The 20,159-nt window shown below is 35.9% G+C and carries 20 protein-coding genes and 1 tRNA gene; 6 read left to right on the top strand and 15 right to left on the bottom strand.

Annotated features, from left to right (window positions below; genetic code table 11):
* Window positions 1-8: 8 nt before the first annotated feature.
* The 3 genes from FKR84_RS01105 to FKR84_RS01095 are packed head-to-tail and all read right to left on the bottom strand — an operon-like array spanning window position 9 to window position 2,388.
* Window positions 9-749, bottom strand: coding sequence for a metal ABC transporter ATP-binding protein (locus FKR84_RS01105; protein ID WP_141420336.1), 741 nt, complete (start codon window positions 747-749; stop codon window positions 9-11).
* A 42-nt stretch (window positions 750-791) separates the two neighbouring features.
* Window positions 792-1,703, bottom strand: a complete 912-nt coding sequence (locus FKR84_RS01100; RefSeq protein ID WP_141420335.1) for a metal ABC transporter solute-binding protein, Zn/Mn family — start codon at window positions 1,701-1,703, stop codon at window positions 792-794.
* Between the two features lie 31 nt (window positions 1,704-1,734).
* A complete protein-coding gene (locus FKR84_RS01095; RefSeq protein WP_141420334.1) occupies window positions 1,735-2,388 on the bottom strand; it encodes a metal-dependent transcriptional regulator in 654 nt (217 codons plus the stop codon).
* Between the two features lie 160 nt (window positions 2,389-2,548).
* Here FKR84_RS01095 and FKR84_RS01090 point away from each other — a divergent pair, with 160 nt between their 5' ends.
* Window positions 2,549-4,900 carry a TonB-dependent receptor gene (locus FKR84_RS01090; protein ID WP_141420333.1) on the top strand — a complete coding sequence of 784 codons (2,352 nt, stop codon included), beginning with the start codon at window positions 2,549-2,551 and terminating at the stop codon, window positions 4,898-4,900.
* 12 nt (window positions 4,901-4,912) lie between these two features.
* The gene (locus FKR84_RS01085; RefSeq protein ID WP_141420332.1) at window positions 4,913-5,386 is read left to right on the top strand and encodes a thioredoxin family protein; all 474 of its coding nucleotides are present in this window, start codon (window positions 4,913-4,915) and stop codon (window positions 5,384-5,386) included.
* Between the two features lie 195 nt (window positions 5,387-5,581).
* Here FKR84_RS01085 and FKR84_RS01080 read toward each other — a convergent pair whose 3' ends face one another.
* A complete protein-coding gene (locus tag FKR84_RS01080) occupies window positions 5,582-6,322 on the bottom strand; it encodes a TerB family tellurite resistance protein (protein ID WP_141420331.1) in 741 nt (246 codons plus the stop codon).
* A gap of 264 nt (window positions 6,323-6,586) precedes the next feature.
* On the opposite strand from FKR84_RS01080, the gene FKR84_RS01075 reads away from it, so the two are divergent.
* From FKR84_RS01075 to FKR84_RS01060, 4 genes are all read left to right on the top strand, one after another.
* On the top strand, window positions 6,587-6,997 hold the full coding sequence (locus FKR84_RS01075) for a BrxA/BrxB family bacilliredoxin (RefSeq protein ID WP_141420330.1): 411 nt from the start codon (window positions 6,587-6,589) through the stop codon (window positions 6,995-6,997).
* A gap of 193 nt (window positions 6,998-7,190) precedes the next feature.
* Entirely contained in the window at window positions 7,191-7,928 is a 738-nt protein-coding gene (locus FKR84_RS01070) for a lysophospholipid acyltransferase family protein (protein ID WP_141420329.1), read from the top strand.
* Between the two features lie 10 nt (window positions 7,929-7,938).
* Window positions 7,939-8,931: an acyl-ACP desaturase gene (locus FKR84_RS01065; RefSeq protein WP_141420328.1), complete on the top strand. Its 993-nt coding sequence runs from the start codon at window positions 7,939-7,941 to the stop codon at window positions 8,929-8,931.
* 5 nt (window positions 8,932-8,936) lie between these two features.
* Window positions 8,937-9,593, top strand: coding sequence for an HD domain-containing protein (locus FKR84_RS01060; protein WP_141420327.1), 657 nt, complete (start codon window positions 8,937-8,939; stop codon window positions 9,591-9,593).
* Here the strand turns inward: FKR84_RS01060 and FKR84_RS01055 are convergent.
* The 11 genes from FKR84_RS01055 to FKR84_RS01005 all read right to left on the bottom strand — a co-directional run bounded on the left by FKR84_RS01055 (window position 9,590) and on the right by FKR84_RS01005 (window position 20,157).
* Window positions 9,590-10,654, bottom strand: a complete 1,065-nt coding sequence (locus FKR84_RS01055; protein WP_141420326.1) for a PA0069 family radical SAM protein — start codon at window positions 10,652-10,654, stop codon at window positions 9,590-9,592. The genes FKR84_RS01060 and FKR84_RS01055 overlap by 4 nt on opposite strands.
* Window positions 10,655-10,727: 73 nt before the next feature.
* The gene (locus FKR84_RS01050; RefSeq protein WP_141420325.1) at window positions 10,728-12,335 is read right to left on the bottom strand and encodes a hypothetical protein; all 1,608 of its coding nucleotides are present in this window, start codon (window positions 12,333-12,335) and stop codon (window positions 10,728-10,730) included.
* Window positions 12,336-12,441: 106 nt separating this feature from the next.
* Window positions 12,442-13,224: an enoyl-CoA hydratase/isomerase family protein gene (locus tag FKR84_RS01045; protein WP_141420324.1), complete on the bottom strand. Its 783-nt coding sequence runs from the start codon at window positions 13,222-13,224 to the stop codon at window positions 12,442-12,444.
* Window positions 13,225-13,230: 6 nt separating this feature from the next.
* Window positions 13,231-14,682: a sensor histidine kinase gene (locus FKR84_RS01040; protein ID WP_141420323.1), complete on the bottom strand. Its 1,452-nt coding sequence runs from the start codon at window positions 14,680-14,682 to the stop codon at window positions 13,231-13,233.
* 44 nt (window positions 14,683-14,726) lie between these two features.
* Window positions 14,727-15,263 carry a CopD family protein gene (locus FKR84_RS01035; RefSeq protein WP_141420322.1) on the bottom strand — a complete coding sequence of 179 codons (537 nt, stop codon included), beginning with the start codon at window positions 15,261-15,263 and terminating at the stop codon, window positions 14,727-14,729.
* A 294-nt stretch (window positions 15,264-15,557) separates the two neighbouring features.
* Window positions 15,558-15,692 carry a FeoB-associated Cys-rich membrane protein gene (locus FKR84_RS01030; protein WP_141420321.1) on the bottom strand — a complete coding sequence of 45 codons (135 nt, stop codon included), beginning with the start codon at window positions 15,690-15,692 and terminating at the stop codon, window positions 15,558-15,560.
* 7 nt (window positions 15,693-15,699) lie between these two features.
* The gene (feoB, locus tag FKR84_RS01025; protein WP_141420320.1) at window positions 15,700-17,802 is read right to left on the bottom strand and encodes a ferrous iron transport protein B; all 2,103 of its coding nucleotides are present in this window, start codon (window positions 17,800-17,802) and stop codon (window positions 15,700-15,702) included.
* A 2-nt stretch (window positions 17,803-17,804) separates the two neighbouring features.
* Window positions 17,805-18,038, bottom strand: a complete 234-nt coding sequence (locus tag FKR84_RS01020) for a FeoA family protein (protein WP_141420319.1) — start codon at window positions 18,036-18,038, stop codon at window positions 17,805-17,807.
* Between the two features lie 77 nt (window positions 18,039-18,115).
* A complete protein-coding gene (locus FKR84_RS01015; RefSeq protein WP_141420318.1) occupies window positions 18,116-18,793 on the bottom strand; it encodes an SCO family protein in 678 nt (225 codons plus the stop codon).
* A 202-nt stretch (window positions 18,794-18,995) separates the two neighbouring features.
* Window positions 18,996-19,069, bottom strand: a tRNA-Ala gene (locus FKR84_RS01010).
* A 140-nt stretch (window positions 19,070-19,209) separates the two neighbouring features.
* Entirely contained in the window at window positions 19,210-20,157 is a 948-nt protein-coding gene (locus FKR84_RS01005) for an NADP-dependent oxidoreductase (RefSeq protein ID WP_141420317.1), read from the bottom strand.
* Between the last annotated feature and the right edge of the window lie 2 nt (window positions 20,158-20,159).

Here is a 20,159-nt window from a genome sequence, read left to right as displayed (position 1 = left end):
GCTATTTTTTATTGGTTTACTGCCACTTTATAATTAATTCCGTAGGTTTTGGTTAAATTATCGTCGTTAAAAATATCTTTTACCGGGCCGGAGGCAATTCCTTTTACGTTAAGGAAAGTTACCCAGTCAAAATACTCTGGAACGGTTTGCAAATCGTGGTGTACAACAATTAGTGTTTTTCCTGCGCTTTTTAATTCTTTAAGAATATTAATAATAGCTTTTTCTGTGGTGGCATCTACGCCTTGAAAAGGTTCGTCCATCAAATAAATAGCTGCATTTTGCACCAAAGCTCTGGCCAAGAAAATACGTTGCTGTTGCCCACCGCTCAACTGACTTATTTGTCGGTCTTGAAAAGAAAGCATTCCTACTTTTTCTAAAGCTTCTAAAGCGGCTTTTTTTTCTTTTTGTCCCGGTCTTTTAATCCAGCCTAAACTGCCATACGTTCCCATCATTACAACATCTAATGCCGTGGTAGGGAAATCCCAATCTACGCTACCTTTTTGTGGCACGTAAGCTACTTTGTCTACTTGTTTTTTGTAAGGTTTTCCAAAAACTTTTACGCTGCCCGCAATGGGTTTTATAATTCCTAGAATGGCTTTTATTAAGGTAGATTTTCCGGCCCCGTTGGGACCAACAATTGCCATAAGTACGCCTTCGGGTATTTTTAAATCTATATCCCACAAAACCGGCTTGTAGTCGTAAGCTACGGTAAGGTCGTCTACTTGTATGGCATAGTTTTGTTTGTTCATATTTTCTTTATTTACGTCTTTTTCCGTAAAGAAAAAACGCTATTATTTTAAGGCGTTTACAATTGTATTTATGTTATAGCTAAACATACCAATATAAGTACCTTCTTTAGTGCCCGGGTTGCCAAGAGCATCAGAATATAGCGTGCCGCCAATGGCAACATCAAAACCTCTGGCTTTTACGGCTTGTTGCAAAGCTTCGATGGTTCTTTTAGGAACGCTGCTTTCTATAAAAATGGCTTTTACTTCTCTGTCTATAATTAATTGAGTCAGGTTTTGCACATCTTGTACGCCTGCCTCTGTCGCGGTAGAGAGGCCTTGCAAACCAACTACTTCAAACCCGTATTCTTTGCCAAAATAATTAAAGGCATCGTGCGCGGTTACCAAAATGCGTTTTTCCTGCGGAAGCGTAGAAATAGTTTGGCGTATTTCATTTTCTAGTTTGTCTAACTTTTGCAAATATTCCTTTTTGTTTTTTTCGAAAAGTGCGGTATTTTCAGGGTTTAATTTGCTTAGTTCTTTGGTTAAATAAGTGGTGATTTCTTTCCAATATTGAATGTTAAACCAAATATGCGGATCGTAGTTTCCGCCAAAATACTCAGAACCTATCAAGGTTTTTTTATCTAAAGCTTCTGCGAGGGCTACAGTATTGGTTGTACGATTCATTTTTTCAAAAACATCTACCAGTTTTCCTTCCAAATGAAGACCGTTATAAAAAACCACGTCTGCACGGGTAAGTTTGCTTACGTCTCCTTCGCTGGCTTTGTACAAATGCGGATCTACGCCAGTGCCCATCAAACCTTCTACTTGCACGGCATCTCCTCCAATATTTTTTACCAAATCTGTAATCATAGTGGTAGTTGTCACAATGTTTAGCTTGCCATTATTTTCTTTTTTAGGATTTTGACAACTCATTAAAATGCTAATGCTAAAAAGAAGTATCAAGGTTTTTTTCATAGGTGTTTTTTATACTTTTTTATTTTGGTTTTTAGTCTTCTACGTAAATATTATCGGTAGCGGTTTTAGATAGTAATATTTCCTTTTGGTTTACCAGTACATTCATACTTTCGTCAAAACTCTCTATTTGTAAAACTTTTAATTTGGTATTTAAACCAATATTGTGCTTGGCTAAAAACTGTAAAAAAGATGATGAGTTATCGTTAAAGCCTTTGCAAATTGCTTTTTCTCCCTCGTTAATTTGCGATAATCGTTTTTTTGGTGCCTTTGGCATGTTACCGTTGGCATCTGGTATTGGGTCGCCGTGCGGATCATAATCCGGTCGGGCTAAAAATTTGTCCAATTCTTCTACCAATTTAGGAGATTTTATATGCTCTAACTGTTCTGCCACTTCGTGCACTTCGTCCCAGTTAAAATTAAGGCGTTCTACCAGAAAAGATTCCCATAAACGGTGTTTACGTATAATTGCCAAAGCTTGTTTTTCGCCTTTTGCAGTAAGGTGTACACCGTAATATTTTTGATAATCTACTAAGTTTTTTTCGGCTAAGCGCTTAAGCATTTCTGTTACAGATGCTGCTTTGGTTACCAATAATTCAGACAAGCTGCTGGTAGATACGCCTTTCTTTACTTCCTGTTGTAAGTGAAAAATAGCTTTTAAATAATTTTCTTCAGATTGGGTAAACATAAATTTTAATTATTCAGCAAAGGTACATTTTATTTTATTAAAATAAGTTTTAGCATACCCTAAATTAAAATTCAATAATATAAAAAAATAGAGATATGCTTTTGTGTACTGAAACTTATTTTTAGCTTTGCCTAAAAATTTTTTATAAAATGTTTAAATTATGAAAAAACTGCTTTATCTAATTCTTGCTATGCCTTTATTAAATTTTGCGCAAGAAAACACACTTATAGAAGGAACAGTAACCAACAACCAGCACGTTGTACCATTTGCCAATGTAAGCGCAGTTGGCACAAATTATGGCACAGCAGCAGATATTGATGGCAAGTATCAATTAGAACTTCCGGCGGGAGAATACACTATAAAAGTGCAGGCGATAGGTTTTAAAACCAAAACCAAAGAAATAAACACCGCTAACTATGAAAAAAATTCTTTAAATATAGCTTTAGACGAAGATTTAATGGGATTAGATGAGGTTGTGGTAAGCGCTACCCGTAATCAAATTAGCAGAAAAGAAGCTCCGGTTATCGTAAATGTCTTAAATTCCAAATTATTAAAAGCTACCCAATCTATATCGTTGGCAGATGGTTTAAATTACCAACCCGGGGTTAGAGTAGAAACTAATTGTCAAAATTGTGGTTTTACCCAAGTGCGGCTAAACGGTTTAGACGGTCAATACACCCAAGTATTAGTAAACAGCAAACCAATTTTTAGTGCTTTAAACGGTGTTTACGGCTTAGAGCAAATTCCGGTAAGTATTATAGATCGGGTAGAAGTTGTGCGTAGCGGCGGTTCGGCACTTTTTGGTTCTAATGCTATTGCCGGTACGGTAAATGTTATTACCAAAGAACCAATTAATAACACTTGGGAAGTTAACACCAACTTTGCCGCCATAAAAGGTAAAACCGCAGATCGTAGCGTAAATGTAAACGGTTCTATTGTTAGCGAAGATTTGATGAGCGGAATTACCGTATACGGAATGTTTAGGGACAGAAACACCTACGATGCCAACGACGATGGTTTTAGCGAAATCACCAAACTTACCAACAATTCTATGGGCGCAAAAGCCTTTATTAAACCAAACGATAACAGTAAAATTGGCGTAGATTTTACCGCTATTCGCGAATACAGACGTGGAGGAGACAATATAGATTTGGCACCGCAATTTACAGATGTTACCGAAGAATTGGACCATAACACAATTTTTACCGGTCTAGATTATGAATGGTATAACGATGCCAAGACCAATTCTTTTACTACTTATATTTCTGCACAACATACAGATAGAGACAGTTATTACGGTGGTTTGGGTGGCGGCCGCACCGCAACAGACTCTATTATTGCCAATAATGCTTTTGGTACTACAACAGATTTAGCCGTGGTGGCCGGAGCAAAATTCAGTCATAATTTTAAAAATAAAGACGTAATTACAGCTGGAGCCGAATACCAACTCAACGATACAGAAGATGTAATGCCGGGCTACGACCGTCTTATAGATCAAAAAGTAAATAGTTACGGATTTTATGCGCAATACGAATGGAAACCCTTAGATGTTTTTACCGCTTTGGTCGGTGCGCGTTTAGATCGTATAAATGTTGATGGTTTTTATACCATTCAAGATATTGCTAGAACTTCTGATGTAGATCAAACCGAAATAAGTCCGCGTATTACCCTTTTATACGATATTACCAAAAATTTGCAATTTAGAGGAGGTTATGCCCGTGGCTTTCGGGCGCCACAAGCCTTTAATGAAGATTTACACGTTTCTTCTGTTGGCGGAGAGCAGCGTTTTGTTATTCTGTCAGACAATCTGGAAAGCGAATATTCTAATGCCTATACTGCTTCTTTAAACTTTACCAAAGACTTTAATAAAACCCAAACCAACTTTTTGTTAGAAGGTTTTTACACCACCTTAGAAAATCCGTTTACGATTGTGAGCACGGGCACTTCTTTGCCAATAGGTTCGGTTTTAGAAGAAACCAGAAATGGTGCTGGCGCTTATGTGGCCGGCGCTAATTTTGAGTTTACGATTTCTCCCAATTCAAGATTGTATTTCCAGGCCGGCGGTACCATACAAAAATCGGTTTATAAAGAAGACCAGGTTTTGTTTGAAGCAGAAGCAAGCAATGCAACAGAACAGGATGTAGTTGTAGACAAATTTGTCCGATCGCCCAACGCTTATGGTTTTTTAAATGCCAATTGGCAATTTATAGATGCGGTTCGTTTAGATTTAACCGGAACCTATACCGGCGCTATGATTGCGCCGCACGTTATTAGCGATAGTGGCTTTATGGAATTGAAAGACACACCAGACTTTTTTGATCTTACCGCAAAACTTACCTACCATTTTGATTTGCAAGAAGATTTTCACGTAGAGCTTAGCGGAGGCGTTCAAAATATTTTTGACAGTTACCAAGATGATTTTGATCGTGGTGCAACACGAGACAGCGATTATATCTATGGTCCTAATTTGCCAAGAACCTTCTTTGTTGGTTTACGATTTGGCGATTTTTAAAAGCACTAAGTAATGAAAAAATCAATATTATTTTTTTTATTTATTTCACTTACGTGGATTTCAACCGCGCTTGCCCAAAAGAGAGACGGCATCGATTGGAAAAATTGGGAAGAATTGGAAATAGCCTTAGCAGAAAATCCAAAACCGGTATTCCTGTTTTTTGAAGCCGAATGGTGCGCGTATTGTAAAAAAATAGAACGAGTGGTTTTTACAAAACCGGAAGTAATTAAAGAAATAAACAACAATTATTACGCTTTAAAAATGGATGTAGAAACGAAAGACAGTATTTATTTTGACGGCATGATCTTTATCAACAAACAAGCAAAAACGCAGCGCAGAGGCGTGCATGAACTCCCGCTTTTGTTGGCGTCTAGAAAAAATCAGCCTTTTTCTTTACCTGCCAGTTTATTTTTAGATAAAAATTTTAGAGTACAAAAACGCGTATTTGAATATTACAATTCCAAAGAATTAATGGAGTTGCTGTAAAGAGATTTAAGAAAGACTTAAATCTTTATATTTTATTAGGTTGAATTATTTTTTAGGTTTACCTAAATGTTTGAAGAATAATTTGAGTTGTTTAATTTTAAACTTTGGTTGCCATTAGCCTTTGCCGTAAAAAAGCAAGGGCTAATTTTTTTAAGCAAATTTTAGTCTGATTAAAATTTCAGTAAAAAAACATTTCTACATTCCGCGTTCCTTTTGAATTTGCTCGTAGGCTTCTTGTACTTTATTAAATTTTTCGCGAGCGCCTTTTTGATAAGCTTCATCCATATGGGTTAATTTGTCGGGATGGTATTTTTTAACCATTGTACGGTAAGCTTTTTTCACTTCATCATCGGTGGCAGATTTTTCTATCTCCAGAATTTTGTAGGCGGTATCGGCAGATTTAAAGAACATGGCTTTAATACTATCAAAATCACGCTGATTTAAATGCAGGTAACTAGCAATGTTTTGCAATTGTCGCAACTCTTCTTTGTCTACATTCCCATCTGCTTCGGCTATACCAAAAAGAAAATGTAAGATTTGTAAGCGTACTTCGTAGGCAGTTCGCATCCGTAAATAGGCACAAATGCGTTTTGCGTCTATTTCACGATGTTTTATGACCTCGTTAAAGGTTTTAAAGGTAGCATTGGCGCGTTCTTTACCATAAGCCCTCACAAAATAACTACGCACATAATCTAATTCTGTTTGACTTATATTACCATCAGATTTAATTACTATAGAGCATAGCGATAGTAGATTAAGCTCAAAATCTCCGGGAGAAACGCGGGTTTTTTTCTGAAAAGTACTGGTGTTGGCAGAATAGGTAAACCCAGAATTTTTTATTAAAACTTCTAAAGCACTACCTATTAAAAAGCCAATGATAGCGCCGGGAAATCGCATATAAAAAAAACCGAGTACGGCAGCAATCCATTTAATCATAATAATTATTTGAAAACGCAAATATAAAACCTTAAACCTGCTTTTTATAGTTTTGACGCTATTATGTTTGTGGTTAAACTTAAATAAAATAGATGCTTTTAGGTTTTTACAACGTAAAATTTTCTAAAGTTTTCTTTTCTTGCGTAAAAAAAGCCTTCCGTAAAGCTTCTTGATTAAGCTTTTATTTACGTAATGAAAGCTGCAACATATTTGGTATCTTTGCACTACAAAAATTATTTACAAATACACTAAAAAACAATAAATATGTATCCACCAGATTTAATCAAACCAATGCGGGAAGAATTAACGGGCATTGGCTTTAAAGAAACACACACCGCAGATGAGGTAGATATGGCTATTAATAAAGCCGGTACTACTTTGGTAGTGGTAAACTCTGTTTGTGGTTGTGCAGCGGCAAATGCAAGACCGGGAGCACGTATGTCTTTAGATAACACTAAAAAACCGGACCAGTTAGTAACTGTTTTTGCCGGGGTAGACAAAGAAGCAACAGATAAGGCGCGCGCGCATATGGTACCTTTTCCGCCAAGTTCTCCGGCAATGGCTTTATTTAAAGACGGCGAGTTGGTGCATATGCTAGAACGCCACCATATAGAAGGCAGACCGGCAGAAATGATTGCAGAAAACTTGAAAGATGCTTATAATGAGTATTGTTAAAAACTAATTGCATTAGACATGTTAAACTGTTTCAAAAACACAGGAGATAACCGTTTTCCAATTTTTTAAAAATTATTCGGTGTCTGGCATAAAACTGTTTTTTGAAACAGTTTTATTATGCGTGCATATTTGTTTTTCCGCTTATAGCGAATAGAATTCGACTTTTAAACTTATTTTTGGCGTTTTTAACATTATGAAAAAGGCTTTAGCATATCTTCTTTCGGTTCTGTTTTATTTCTTTTTTGGACTAACTTTACTTGTTTTTCATGCTTTGCAATGGCTTACTTTTAACTTGTTTGGTTACCAAGCCCATAAAAAAATTGTAGATTATTTGAACCTTACTATTTTACGTTGCCTTAACGTTTTAGGCACACGTATAGAATTTGAAAATGAGCATAACCTGCCAAAAAACGTACCGCATATAATTGTGGCCAATCATCAAAGTCCTTACGACATTCCGCCAATTACGTGGTATTTACGAAAAATTCATCCAAAATTTATCAGTAAAAAAGAATTAGGTAAAGGCATACCTAGCGTGTCCTACAATTTGCGACATGGCGGCTCTATTTTGATAGATAGAAAAAATCCGCGTCAAGCTTTACCCGAAATAAAAAAGTTTGCACAGTATTTGAACAAAACAAATAGAAGTGCGGTTATTTTTCCGGAAGGAACTAGAAGTAGGGACGGCATGCCAAAACGCTTTTCGCCCAACGGACTTAAAATGCTTTTTAAATTTTGTCCCGATGCAGTAATTATACCGGTAAGCATAAATAACTCATGGAAATTGGTAAAACATGGTTCATTTCCTTTAAATATTGGTATTAAGGTGAAATTTAGAGTGCAAAAACCTATTTTTGTTAAAGACTATGACATCGAAACTTTGATTTTGAAAGTGGAGCAAAAAATTATAAAAGATATTATACACGAATAAAGATACGATTATGGCTGAAAAAAATGTACGATTAGAAGTGATGGAGCAACTGGAACCAAAAGTGCAAGGTTTTATAGACCAGTATTTGATTCCTGTAGATAAGATATGGCAGCCAACAGATTTTTTACCAGATTCGCAAGCCAACGATTTTTACGATCAGGTGACCGAAATACGCGAACTTGCCAAAGAATTACCCTACGATTTTTGGGTGGTTTTGGTAGGAGATACTGTAACAGAAGAGGCTTTACCAACCTACGAATCTTGGTTGATGGATGTAGAAGGCATAAACCAACAAGACGGCGGTACCGCTTGGTCTAAATGGGTTAGATACTGGACCGGCGAAGAAAACCGTCACGGCGATGTGCTTAACAAATACCTTTATTTATCCGGACGTGTAAATATGCGCGAAGTAGAAAGAACAACGCAATATCTTATAAACGATGGTTTTGATATTGGTACAGACCGCGACCCGTACAAAAACTTTGTTTACACCAGTTTTCAAGAATTGGCAACGTATGTTTCGCACAATCGTGTGGCAAAATTAGCACGCCAATACGGCAACAAATCTTTGGCAAAAATGTGTAAGATTATTAGCGGGGACGAGATGCGCCACTACAATGCCTATAGCACTTTTGTAAACGAAATCTTCCAGATAGATCCAAGCAATATGATGATTGCTTTTAAAGATATGATGAAGCATAAAATTGTTATGCCCGCCATGTTTTTACGCGAAACCGGACAAGAAAAAGCTTCTTCTTTTGATGAGTTTAGTAATGCCGCACAGAGAATTGGCGTTTATACCGGACACGATTATGTAGATATTATGCGCCGTCTGATTAAACGATGGAATATTGGCGAAATCTCCGGCTTGACAGACGAAGCACAAAAAGCCAGGGACTTTGTAATGAAATTACCGGACCGTATGGACCGCATTAACCAGCGCATAAAAATATCTGATGAGGTTACCCATTTTAATTGGGTAAACCCGGCAATGACCAAATAAACTTTATGGAAGCAGAATCTGCGGTTGTTATAGCAACCAAAAATTATGTAAAAAAAGAATTGCTTAACGCAGAAGGTGGCCACGATTGGTTTCATATAGAACGTGTGTATGAAAACGCAATGACTATTGCCAAAAACGAAGCGGCAAATTTGGAAGTTGTTTCTCTAGCAGCTTTGTTACACGATATTGCAGATTATAAATTTAACAATGGCAACGAAGAAATTGGTCCCCAAAAAGCGGAAGAATTCCTTACTTCTATCAAGGTACAAGATGTCGTTGTAGAAAAAGTAATTGCTATTGTAAAAAACATTGGCTTTAAAGGCGGTAACCAACAACCGGATTTTGAAAGCACAGAACTTGCCATTGTGCAAGATGCAGATTATTTAGATGCGATGGGTGCTATTGGTATTGCCAGGGCGTTTAATTACGGCGGCTTTAAAAACCGAAAATTATACGATCCTGCTATTGCGCCAGATTTAGAAATGAGCAAAGAAACCTATAAAAAATCTACGGCGCCAACCATAAACCATTTTTACGAAAAACTCTTATTGCTCAAAGACAAAATGCAAACCAAAACTGGCAAAAAGTTGGCCGAAAAGCGTCACCGTTTTATGGAAAATTATTTAGACCAATTTTTTAAAGAATGGGAAGGTAAGGCTTAGAATAATTCGTATTGTTTGTTTTTTAAACGTAAGAAGTGTGTTTTATCTAATGGTTTACGTTCACTATTTGGTAAGTATTTTTGTTTTGCAATTTTAAATTGCTGTGCAACTTGTTTGGAAAATTCTCCCTCACCCTTCATACGCGTTTTAAACCTGCTATCGTTTAACTTGCCGCCGTGGCAAGCCGCAATTTGGTTAAGCACTTTATCTGCTCTATCTGGCAAGGTTTTTCTAATCCAATCTTCAAAAATTTCTGCAATAGCTCCATTTAAACGAACAATTGTATACCCAACACTTTCTGCGCCGCGATTAGCTACTTCTTTTACTAAACCTAAAATCTCGTGATTGTTTATTCCGGGTATAATTGGTGCCATCATAACGTTTACCGGAATATTATTGGCGGCTAAGGTTTCTACGGTTTGCAAACGCTTTTTTATACTGGCGGTTCTGGGTTCTAGCAACCTTCTTGTATTTTCGGAAAGGGAGGTTATGGAAATATTTACCCGTATAAGATTGTCTTTTGCCAGTTCTCTTAAAATGTCTAGATCACGCAACACTAAAGAATTCTTGGTAATAATTGCAGTAGGATGACGATACCGAAGCATTAGCTGTAAACATTCTCGCGTAATTTTTAACTTTTTTTCAATGGGTTGGTAACAATCTGTGTTACCTGAAAATACAATGGTGTTTACTAACCAATTTTTAGAATTTATTTTCTTTTCGAGCAATTGCGGGGCGTTCTTTTTTACCAAAATTTTCTTTTCAAAATCTAAGCCTGCAGAATACCCCCAAAACTCGTGCGTGTTTCTGGCGTAGCAATAAATACAACCGTGCTCGCAACCTTGGTACGGATTTACAGAATATTCCATACCAACATCCGGGCTTTTTATTTTGTTTACAATTGTTTTAGGAAAAATTGTTTGGAATTTGGTTTGCTTACTTTCCGGTTCTTCGCCTTCTTTGTGGCAATGTTCTAAAAACTCGTTGTCTGGTGTGTGGTTGAGTTCAAAAAAACTATTTCCCGTATTTTTCTGCGCACCTCTTCCTTTAATTTTTTGCATAAAAAAACTTTGACTTATTGCTAAGCCAAAGTTAGTTATAAATAGGATTTATTCCAAATTAATGGATTATTACCTAATTTAAAGAAATTTCTACCATCTTTTTCTTTCGGCCTTTAGAGCCTTCAAAAATTAATTTATCGCCGGTTTTATTAGAAATACCGTGCATTACTTTATAAGTTACTTTAGATTCTGAATTATCTATGATTTTTTTATAATCAAAATTGCCATCCATATCTATTTCTACCAAATACATATTCATTTTCTTAGCGCGTTTATCTTTAAATCTTATACGATCGTCGCGCATTTTTTTAACCTTGTCTGCAGCGTTTAAAAAGATTAATGTTTTATTATTAAATGGCATTGCCGTAAACGATAAATACGGCGATTTGGTGCCGGCTTCTTGTTTTTTATTAATGTTTCTAGCCCAAATCATTTCCCCGGAAGGGTTCATCCGGCAACTAAAAATATCATCAAAATGATAGGTTGTTTGGGTAGTAGAAGCTCCCATTCCGCCATAAACCGTGCTGGTAATTACGTAATATTCTTCTGCACTAAAAATAACATCACCAACATCGTTTATGTAAATACCACGATAGGTAAACTCTGCTTTTTCTTTGCCTTTTCTCTTTTTGCGTTTTCCTCGCTTTTCGCCATATTTATCAATTAAAAACTGTTCTGTAAAACGATTAAATTTTTGTTTCTCTACGGCTAAATTCTCTGGGTTTAAACGGTAGTAAACCGTGCCAACTTTTGCTCTATTATCGTGCTTGTCTGAATAAAAACCTACGCAAACCAGTTGGTCTTTTTTATGAACAAGTTTCATAGAAACCACAAAATTTTCGGCAGTATCGAAGTTGGCTTCTTGCATACCATCTTTATTTAATTTGTATAATTTAAAGTGATAATTCGCTTCGCCGTCTTTCTTTTTCCGCTTGGAATCGTTTTCATAGGCTTTTCCCAAAAAGTATACCGTGCCGTCTTTGTCGTTTACCACAATATCGTTGTATGAGAACAAACGGTCGCGTAAGTCGCTTTTAAATTCGTGCTCAAAAACTTTTTCTAAGTTATCGTTATATACCAAAACACGGTTGGTTTGGTTATCATCGTCTTTTAAATCGAAATTGAAAACGAAGAATTTTTTATTATCTGAAAGCCATACTTCTCCCGTAGGGTCGTGGTCTATTTTACCTTGGTTGGTTATAGGAATGGCACCAATAGCAAAATAGAAAGGTTTTTTAACTTCTTTTCTGCTTAGACTAAAAAGCTCTTTTTCTGTAAACTTCATAGTGCTTAAGGGCGCACTTAAAACACTATAAACATTTGTGTTGCTTTTACGGTCTCGTTCATAAGAAATTAAATGCAGCTTTTGGTCTTTGATAAAAATGTTTTTTATACTGCTGTCATCTATTTCATATTCTGCGTCGTTTACTAGATTTAAGTCAGAATCGTAATATTCTATCAAATAACCTTTAGGGGATTTTGTTATTAAACCGGCATAATACATACGTACTATTACCGTACCGCCATTATCGTCGTTAGCGGTAAAAACTAATTCAGAATGTTTTTTCTTGTCTTTAAAAGTTTTGCTTTTTTCTATAGAATAGTTAGTATAGATTTGGGCTTGTAGGCTATAGCTAAAAAAAAGCATAAGGAAGCTAAGACCTAAAAAGGTTTTTTTCATAATAAGTTGGTTAAATTGGTTTGCCGGCAATTTAACACATTTTAACAAAACAAAAAACCGAATATGTATTTTATATTCGGTTTTTTGTTGTTGATCGTAGAATATTTTACTTATTTGGGAATTCTGGCTTCTTTTTGTTTAAAAAAGCTTGTGTACCTTCCTTAAAATCTTCGGTACCAAAACTCTTCCCGAAATTCTCTATTTCTTTTTCAAAACCATTCACGCCATCTTTATAATTGGCGTTTATAGCTTCTATTGCTTGCGCAACGGCTACCATCGAATTTTTGGTGATTTTGTTGGCTAAATTTTCCGTAAAGTCTTTTAATTCTTCTTGGGTGGTTACATGGTTTACTAAACCATATTGTAGCGCTTGCTTAGCGTCTATCATTTTTGCGGTGAAAATCATTTCCATAGCGCGACCTTTTCCTACCAACTGTGGTAAACGTTGCGTACCGCCATAGCCGGGTATTACGCCAAGAGAAGTTTCTGGCAAGCCCATTTTTGCGTTATCAGATGCTACTCTTAAGTGTGCTGCCATAGCCAATTCTAGTCCGCCGCCAAGGGCAAAACCATTTATGGCGGCAATTACGGGTTTATGGAAATTGGCAATTTTATCAAAAACTTCTTCGTGGCCTTTTGCAGAAAGGTCTTTACCTTCTGAAACGCTGTAATTAGCAAATTCTGAAATATCTGCTCCGGCAACAAAGGCTTTTTCTCCGCTTCCGGTTAAGATAATTATTTTGGTAGCTTCGTCTGTTTTAAAATCTTCAAAAGCTTGGTGTATTTCTGCCAGGGTTTCGCGGTTTAAGGCATTTAACTTTTTTGGTCTGTCTATGATTAAATAAGAAATGCCGTTTTGGTTGCTAATGCTAATGTTGTTATAGTTCATTTTCTTTTATTTTTTAGGAAATTTAACGATAAAAGTTGTGCCCACATTTTCTTGAGAAGTAAAATCTATGCTTCCGTCGTAAGCTTCTATAATGGTTTTAATTATCCCCAAACCTAGGCCCATTCCGCTAGATTTAGTCGTAAATTTAGGTTCAAAGATACGCGATTTGTTTTTTTCTGATATTCCCATCCCATTATCTAATATAAAGATACAAACTTGGTTTTGGTCTTCTGCCACCTTTACGGTAACTTTTGGGTTTTCTTGACTTTTGGTGGCCTGAATGGCATTTTTTACCAAGTTGGTTACCACGCGTATAAGTTGGGTACGATCAAATTTGGCAAAAACCTCTTCTTTTTCTGTACGGAATTCTACATAGCTTTCGTTAAAAATATCTACCGCCAATTTTACGATTTTAGGCACGTTTAGCGTTTCGTTTTGTTGGGCGGGCATTTTGGCAAAATTAGAAAAAGCCGATGCTATAGAGCTCATCGTGTCTATTTGCTGAATTAAAGAAGTGCTAAATTCTTTTAATTTTTCTTCAATTTCCGGATCGTTTTTATCAAAACGCCTTTCAAAACTTTGTACGCTAAGTCGCATTGGCGTTAAGGGATTTTTAATCTCGTGTGCGACCTGTTTTGCCATTTCGCGCCAAGCGTGCTCCCGCTCATTGGTAGCTAATTTTACCGCGCTTTCTTCCAGCTCGTCTATCATAGAGTTATAGGCTTCTACCAAGAATTTTATTTCTTGTGAAGCGTCTTGAATAACTATTTTTTTGTTTTTGCGGTCTAATCTTGTGCTGTGTATTTTTTGACTAACGGTTTTTAAAGATTTGGTTATGTATTTAGATAAAAAGTAAGCCAACAAAATAGCCGCGATAAGTGTAACCAAATAAACTTGTGCCAAGATGACTAAAAAATTGCGCAGTTGCCTGTCTATAAAACCGTCGTCTTCAATATGTGGTAAATTGAGAATAGCAAGCGGTTTAAAATACTTATCGGTTATATAAGTGTACGAAGAAATATAATCGTTTTCGTTGTCTAAATGGTATTTTATAAAGCGTTTATTAGAGGCATTTTCTAATCCTTTTAAAGCATAAGTCGGCATTTTGGTAGAAGCGGTGTCTCTAAAAAAGTTGGCTTTAGAAGATTTTAATAATTTTCCGTCAAGGTCATAAATATTAATTTCTGTGTCGTGAATATTTTTTAATTCGTAAATTTTCTCTTTAAAAATAAGCGGAATATGCTCTGTATCTACCGGGTAAGTAGTGGTTTTTATTTCGTAATTAATACTGGCTCGTATAGAAGCTTCTTTACGTTTTAATTTGTCTTTTTGGTACACACGCGCTTCTTCGCGATATTGATAAATGGTAACGCCGGCTATTAAAACAGAAGCCCCGATTACCAAAAATATCATACTCAAAAATATGCGGGTGCGCAAAGAGCGTTTGAGAAAATTCATACGTTGTTTTTAAATTTTGGAAGCCGTAGGCGCTATAAGGTTTTTTATTTTTTTTGCCGAATGCGCTTGTACAACTTGATACCCAACATCAATAATAACGCCAAGACAAAAATACCAACAACGCCAAAAATCCAATTAAAGGCATTTTTTAAAATTACTAAAAATACCACCGAAAACAGAATTAGTGTTGCGCCTTCGTTAAAAATACGCATTTGGTTAGAGCTCCATTTAAATATACCTTGCTGTTGCTGCTTAAAAATTTGATGTGTTTTGCCGTGGTAGATAAATAGTAGTAATACAAAAACCAACTTTACATGCATCCAAGCATCAGATAACCAAGCCGGATTTAAAATTAAAAGCCAAATGGCAAAAATAGTTGCCAGCACAGCAGACGGCCAAGTTATTATATACCACAAACGCCGTGTCATTATTTTTAATTGCTTGCTTAAAATGTCTTTGTCGGGTTGGGGTTTTTCTTGGGCTTCTATATGATAAATAAACAAGCGCGGAATGTAAAACAGACCTGCAAACCAAGTGATCACAAAAATTAAATGGAGAGATTTTATATAAAGGTATTCCATTTAAATACTTTTTTTTGAAGTTGAAGTTAAGAAAGCTAAACTACTCGTTTTTTTATTTTTTTGGAAGTTATTAGTCGTATGTTTTTTGGTAATAAACACAAACATTTTTAATTTCTTTACGGAAGGAGTAACGGTTTCTTTATAATAGTATAAAGTTTATCTTTTTACGCCTAGACTTTCCGTAAAGAATAGCATCATTTAAAAAATATTGTCAGGTATAAACTTGTGCTGTTAGCTTTTAGAAAGCTTGAAAAAAATTAGGGTTTTGAAATTCCCCGGTAAGGGTAATAAGTTTTAATCGCAACCACAGCCGGAAACCCCGCAAGATTTTGTGGTGGCGGCTTTCTTTTTACTTTTCCAAAAGAATTTTTTAAGCAGAAAACCTACTGCCAATAAAAAGGTTATTAAAACTAAAATTTCCTGTATCATTTTTAATTTATTTTAAAAGTTGAAAAGCCACTAATGCTGCAACATAGGCTATAATTGTCATACCAATAAATTGTAAAGTTGGCCATTTCCAAGAATTGGTTTCTTGTTTTACAATTGCCAATGTACTCATGCATTGCATTGCTAGCGCATAAAACAGCAACAAACTAATGCCACTGGCAAAGGTAAATAGCGGACCGCCTAAAATTGGGTTTTTTTCTGCTGCCATCCTGCTTTTTATGGTTTGCTCATTCTCGCTACCAACGCTGTAAATGGTGGCTAAAGTTCCTACAAAAACTTCGCGTGCTGCAAAAGAACTAATTATCGCAATGCCTATTTTCCAATCGTATCCTAACGGAGCGACCGCCGGCTCTATGGCGTGACCCATATACCCAATATACGAATTTTCTAATTTAAGCGAGGCCACTTTGGTGTTAAACTCGTCTTTAGAAAGGTTTTCGCCATCGTACTGCTCGCTAACAATTTCTTCGGCATTATCAAATGTTTCTGTTGGGCCGTAACTTGCCAAAACCCAAAGAATAATAGAAATAGCTAAGATTATTTTACCGGCACCAACTACAAAAGATTTTGTTTTTTCTACTACATTTAAAGCTATATTCTTAAAAAGCGGCAGCTTGTAATCTGGCATTTCTATAACAAAATAACTTTTACTTTTAATTTTTAATATTTTATTAAGCACCCAAGCCGAAAATACAGACATACCAAATCCAAAAAGATATAAGAGCATAAGCGTTATACCTTGTAGGTTAAAAATGCCCAAAACATGCTCGTCTGGAATTACCAAAGCAATAATAATAAGATAGACCGGTAAACGAGCAGAACACGTAGTAAATGGTACTACCAAAATGGTAATAAGCCGTTCTTTCCAATCTTCTATATTTCTGGTTGCCATAACTGCGGGGATGGCACAAGCCGTTCCCGAAACTAAAGGCACCACGCTTTTTCCGCTTAAGCCAAAGCGTTTCATAACTTTGTCCATCAAAAAGACAACACGACTCATATAACCGCTTTCTTCCAATAAAGAAATAAACAAGAACAAGAAAGCAATTTGCGGAATAAATATAACCACACCACCAATACCGGGAATAATACCTTCGGAAATTAAACTGGTAAACATACCGGCCGGGAAAGTGGCTTCAACCCACTCGCTCAATAAGACAAAACTGGCGTCTATAAAGTCCATTGGGTAACTGGACCAATCATAAATTGCTTGAAAAATTAGCAACATTATGCTAAAAAAGATCACATAACCCCAAATTTTATGTGTTAAAACACGGTCTAAACGTGCGCGAAGGTCTGTTGCTGCATTAACATCTCTGGTAAACGTTTCTTTTAAAACATTGTTTATAAATTGATACCGAAAAATAGTTTCTTTTTGTTGAAGCCTTTTTAATTCGGGTTTAGGTTTTGGGTTAAAATCTTCTTTTTGTCTTATTATTTGTCGGTCTAAATTACCAAAATTCACATCTTGGGTAATTACCAACCAAAGCTTGTATAAAGACTGATTGGGATAAGCTTTGTGCAGTCGTTCAAAATACTCAGGATCTATAGAAGAAGCGTTTAAACAAGGTTCTGTAGAAATACTTCCATATTGTGTTATAAGTTCTTTAAGCTCTGCTATTCCGGTTTTTTTACGTGCGCTTACCAATACAATTTTGGTGTTAAGCATTTGCTCCATATGTTCTACATCTAAGCTAATGCCTTTTCGTTTCATACGATCGGCCATATTGATGCAGAGAATAGTTGGTATGCCCAAATCTTTAATTTGGGTAAATAAGAGCAAATTACGTTTAAGATTTTCTACATCGCTAACCACTATTGCTACATCCGGATAATCTTTATCGTTCTTGTTAAGCAATAGTTCTATCACCAAATTCTCATCTAAGGAAGAAACATTAAGGCTGTAAGTGCCTGGTAAATCTATGATATGCGCTTTAAGCCCACGAGGCAATTTGCAAATACCTTCTTTTTTCTCTACTGTAATACCAGGATAATTACCAACTTGTTGATTTAAGCCGGTAAGTTGATTAAAAACAGAGGTTTTTCCGGTATTGGGATTCCCAATTAAAGCGACATTAATTTGTTTGGGCATAGCTAATAAATATCTTCTATTTCAATTTGCAGTGCAGTTTCTTTACGGATGGCTAAATGGCTACCGTTATTAATATTTAGATATAACGGGTCACGAAAAGGCGCCACCAAAACGAGTTCTACCTCATTGCCTGGCAAACAACCCATCTCTAATAACTTTAAAGGAATTTCTTCTGTAGAAAATTTTTTGATAATTGCGTGCTCGCCATTTTTCAAATCTGCAATTGTACGTTTCAAAGCTTATTTAGATTAAATTTAAACTACACAAAAGTAACTGAAAAAAGTGGGATAGGAAAACCTAAGTAATAAAAAGCCTATTGTTTGGCTTCGATTTTTTTTAATTTTTGAATGTCTGTTAATAATTCTTCAATAGCTTCAGGATCCGTGCCATCGTAAAAACCGCGTATTTGTTTGTCTTTGTCTACCAACACAAAGTTCTCTGTATGAATCATATCATACTTGCCGCCGTCACCTTGTGTTTTACTTACTAGATAAGACTTTCTAGCCAGGTCGTAAATTTGTTTTTTATCTCCGGTAACCAAATTCCATTTGTCGTCTATAACTCCTTTTTTCTCTGCATAGCGTTTTAGTTGCGCTACCGTATCTATTTCCGGGGTAACCGTATGAGAAAGTAGTAAAATCTCGTTATCATTTTTTAATTTTTCCTGAATTTTTGCCATATGGTCTGTCATAATGGGGCAAATAGTTTGGCAGGTGGTAAAGAAAAAATCCGCTACATAAATTTTATCGTCATAATCTTTTTCAGTAATCGTGTCGCCATTTTGATTTATGAGTTTAAAATCTGCAATTTTATGGTATTTACGTACATATTGTACGGTAGAGTCTACCAATTCTGCATTTACCATATCTGGTTGGTAAACGGGTAAAGAAGGTGCTGGTTTTAACAACGAGTAAATAGCTGTAACAATAATTATAGATAGAACCAATAAAACTATTGCGACGTACTTGAATTTAGCAAAAAAGCTTAGCATTTTAGACCAAAATTTGCTGCAAAATTACGACCTTTTATTTGAAGCCAATCAAAATAAAGATGCTTTAACGTTTACGTTTGGCGTAAAATGTTCATTATACAGAGACAATAGAAAATTTCTTTATTTCAAAAAAAATACAGTAAACTTTACGGAAAACACTATAAAATTATAAAGAAAAAATCCCGCTAAAAGCGGGATTTTGTGGAGAATATCGGATTCGAACCGATGACCTTTTGGCTGCCAGCCAAACGCTCTAGCCAACTGAGCTAATCCCCCTAAAATTCGAGAACGCTAAAATACATATATTTTCTAATCTGAAAAATTTATCTGTATTTTTTAACGCCTGCAATACGGTTTAAAACCTTTTGTGAAAATCTTTATCTTTTATGTTACTATAGCTTCTTTATACTAATCTTTTAATCTACCTGCACTACTATTTTGCCTTGTGTACCACCTTTTTCTAAACTGTCATGGGCTTGACGAATTTCTTCCATTTTAAAAGTTTTAGAGACTTCTATTTGCAGGTTTTTGCTGTCTAGCATACCTACAATATCTCTAAGATCTAATTGAGTTGGTTTTACTACAAAACGAATACCTAAACAACCGGCTTGATTTGCTTTTTCTACTACTTCTTGATTGGCAGAAGAAGGTATAGAGATTATTATGCCGCCCTTTTTTAGAGTTTTTAAGGAGCGATCTATATAAGTGCCACCAACCAAATCAAAAACTAAATCAATGTCTTTTAGTGTTTCTTCAAACTTTTGCTCTTTATAATTAATGTAGTTGTCTGCACCTAAATGCCGCACTAATTCTTCTTTTTCTCCAGAAGCGGTTACGCTAACGTGGGCACCAAGATTTTTGGCAAATTGAATACCTAAATGGCCAACGCCGCCACCGCCGGCGTGTATTAAAACTTTTTGTCCTGGTTGTAATTGTCCGGCGTGTTTTAAAGCTTGATAGGCGGTAAGTCCTGCCAAAGGTAATCCAGCAGCTTCCTCGAAACTGGTATGCTCTGTGAATTTCGCTAAATCTTGCGGACTAGCAACGGTGTATTGTGCGTAGGTTTTACCAAAGTCTGGAAAGTTTAACATACCACAAACGCGATCTCCGACTTCAAAGTTTTTTACTTCGTTACCAACTTCTTCTACAATTCCGCTAACGTCCCAACCTAAAATACTTGGTTTGTCTGTTAAAAGTTTTTCGCTAAATTTATTGCCATTACGGGTTTTTACTTCTATTGGGTTAATGCCAAAAGCTTTTACTTTTATCAAAATTTGTCGTGCGTTTATTTCCGGCTTTGCTACTTCTTCTATATTAAGTTGATCAGAGCCTCCGGTATTTTTTAGAATTACTGCTTTCACCATCT

This window comes from Haloflavibacter putidus (genome assembly GCF_006546625.1).
Lineage (GTDB): Bacteria > Bacteroidota > Bacteroidia > Flavobacteriales > Flavobacteriaceae > Mesonia > Mesonia putida.
The sequence above is the reverse complement of the archived record's forward strand: the minus strand, read 5'-3'. Positions and strand labels throughout refer to the sequence as shown.

What these genes read in the sequence shown, in the direction of transcription:
- FKR84_RS01105 (WP_141420336.1), bottom strand. Translation starts at nt 749, where the DNA reads ATGAACAAACAAAACTATGCCATACAAGTAGACGACCTTACCGTAGCT.
- FKR84_RS01100 (WP_141420335.1), bottom strand. Translation starts at nt 1,703, where the DNA reads ATGAAAAAAACCTTGATACTTCTTTTTAGCATTAGCATTTTAATGAGT.
- FKR84_RS01095 (WP_141420334.1), bottom strand. Translation starts at nt 2,388, where the DNA reads ATGTTTACCCAATCTGAAGAAAATTATTTAAAAGCTATTTTTCACTTA.
- FKR84_RS01090 (WP_141420333.1), top strand. Translation starts at nt 2,549, where the DNA reads ATGAAAAAACTGCTTTATCTAATTCTTGCTATGCCTTTATTAAATTTT.
- FKR84_RS01085 (WP_141420332.1), top strand. Translation starts at nt 4,913, where the DNA reads ATGAAAAAATCAATATTATTTTTTTTATTTATTTCACTTACGTGGATT.
- FKR84_RS01080 (WP_141420331.1), bottom strand. Translation starts at nt 6,322, where the DNA reads ATGATTAAATGGATTGCTGCCGTACTCGGTTTTTTTTATATGCGATTT.
- FKR84_RS01075 (WP_141420330.1), top strand. Translation starts at nt 6,587, where the DNA reads ATGTATCCACCAGATTTAATCAAACCAATGCGGGAAGAATTAACGGGC.
- FKR84_RS01070 (WP_141420329.1), top strand. Translation starts at nt 7,191, where the DNA reads ATGAAAAAGGCTTTAGCATATCTTCTTTCGGTTCTGTTTTATTTCTTT.
- FKR84_RS01065 (WP_141420328.1), top strand. Translation starts at nt 7,939, where the DNA reads ATGGCTGAAAAAAATGTACGATTAGAAGTGATGGAGCAACTGGAACCA.
- FKR84_RS01060 (WP_141420327.1), top strand. Translation starts at nt 8,937, where the DNA reads ATGGAAGCAGAATCTGCGGTTGTTATAGCAACCAAAAATTATGTAAAA.
- FKR84_RS01055 (WP_141420326.1), bottom strand. Translation starts at nt 10,654, where the DNA reads ATGCAAAAAATTAAAGGAAGAGGTGCGCAGAAAAATACGGGAAATAGT.
- FKR84_RS01050 (WP_141420325.1), bottom strand. Translation starts at nt 12,335, where the DNA reads ATGAAAAAAACCTTTTTAGGTCTTAGCTTCCTTATGCTTTTTTTTAGC.
- FKR84_RS01045 (WP_141420324.1), bottom strand. Translation starts at nt 13,224, where the DNA reads ATGAACTATAACAACATTAGCATTAGCAACCAAAACGGCATTTCTTAT.
- FKR84_RS01040 (WP_141420323.1), bottom strand. Translation starts at nt 14,682, where the DNA reads ATGAATTTTCTCAAACGCTCTTTGCGCACCCGCATATTTTTGAGTATG.
- FKR84_RS01035 (WP_141420322.1), bottom strand. Translation starts at nt 15,263, where the DNA reads ATGGAATACCTTTATATAAAATCTCTCCATTTAATTTTTGTGATCACT.
- FKR84_RS01030 (WP_141420321.1), bottom strand. Translation starts at nt 15,692, where the DNA reads ATGATACAGGAAATTTTAGTTTTAATAACCTTTTTATTGGCAGTAGGT.
- feoB (WP_141420320.1), bottom strand. Translation starts at nt 17,802, where the DNA reads ATGCCCAAACAAATTAATGTCGCTTTAATTGGGAATCCCAATACCGGA.
- FKR84_RS01015 (WP_141420318.1), bottom strand. Translation starts at nt 18,793, where the DNA reads ATGCTAAGCTTTTTTGCTAAATTCAAGTACGTCGCAATAGTTTTATTG.
- FKR84_RS01005 (WP_141420317.1), bottom strand. Translation starts at nt 20,157, where the DNA reads ATGGTGAAAGCAGTAATTCTAAAAAATACCGGAGGCTCTGATCAACTT.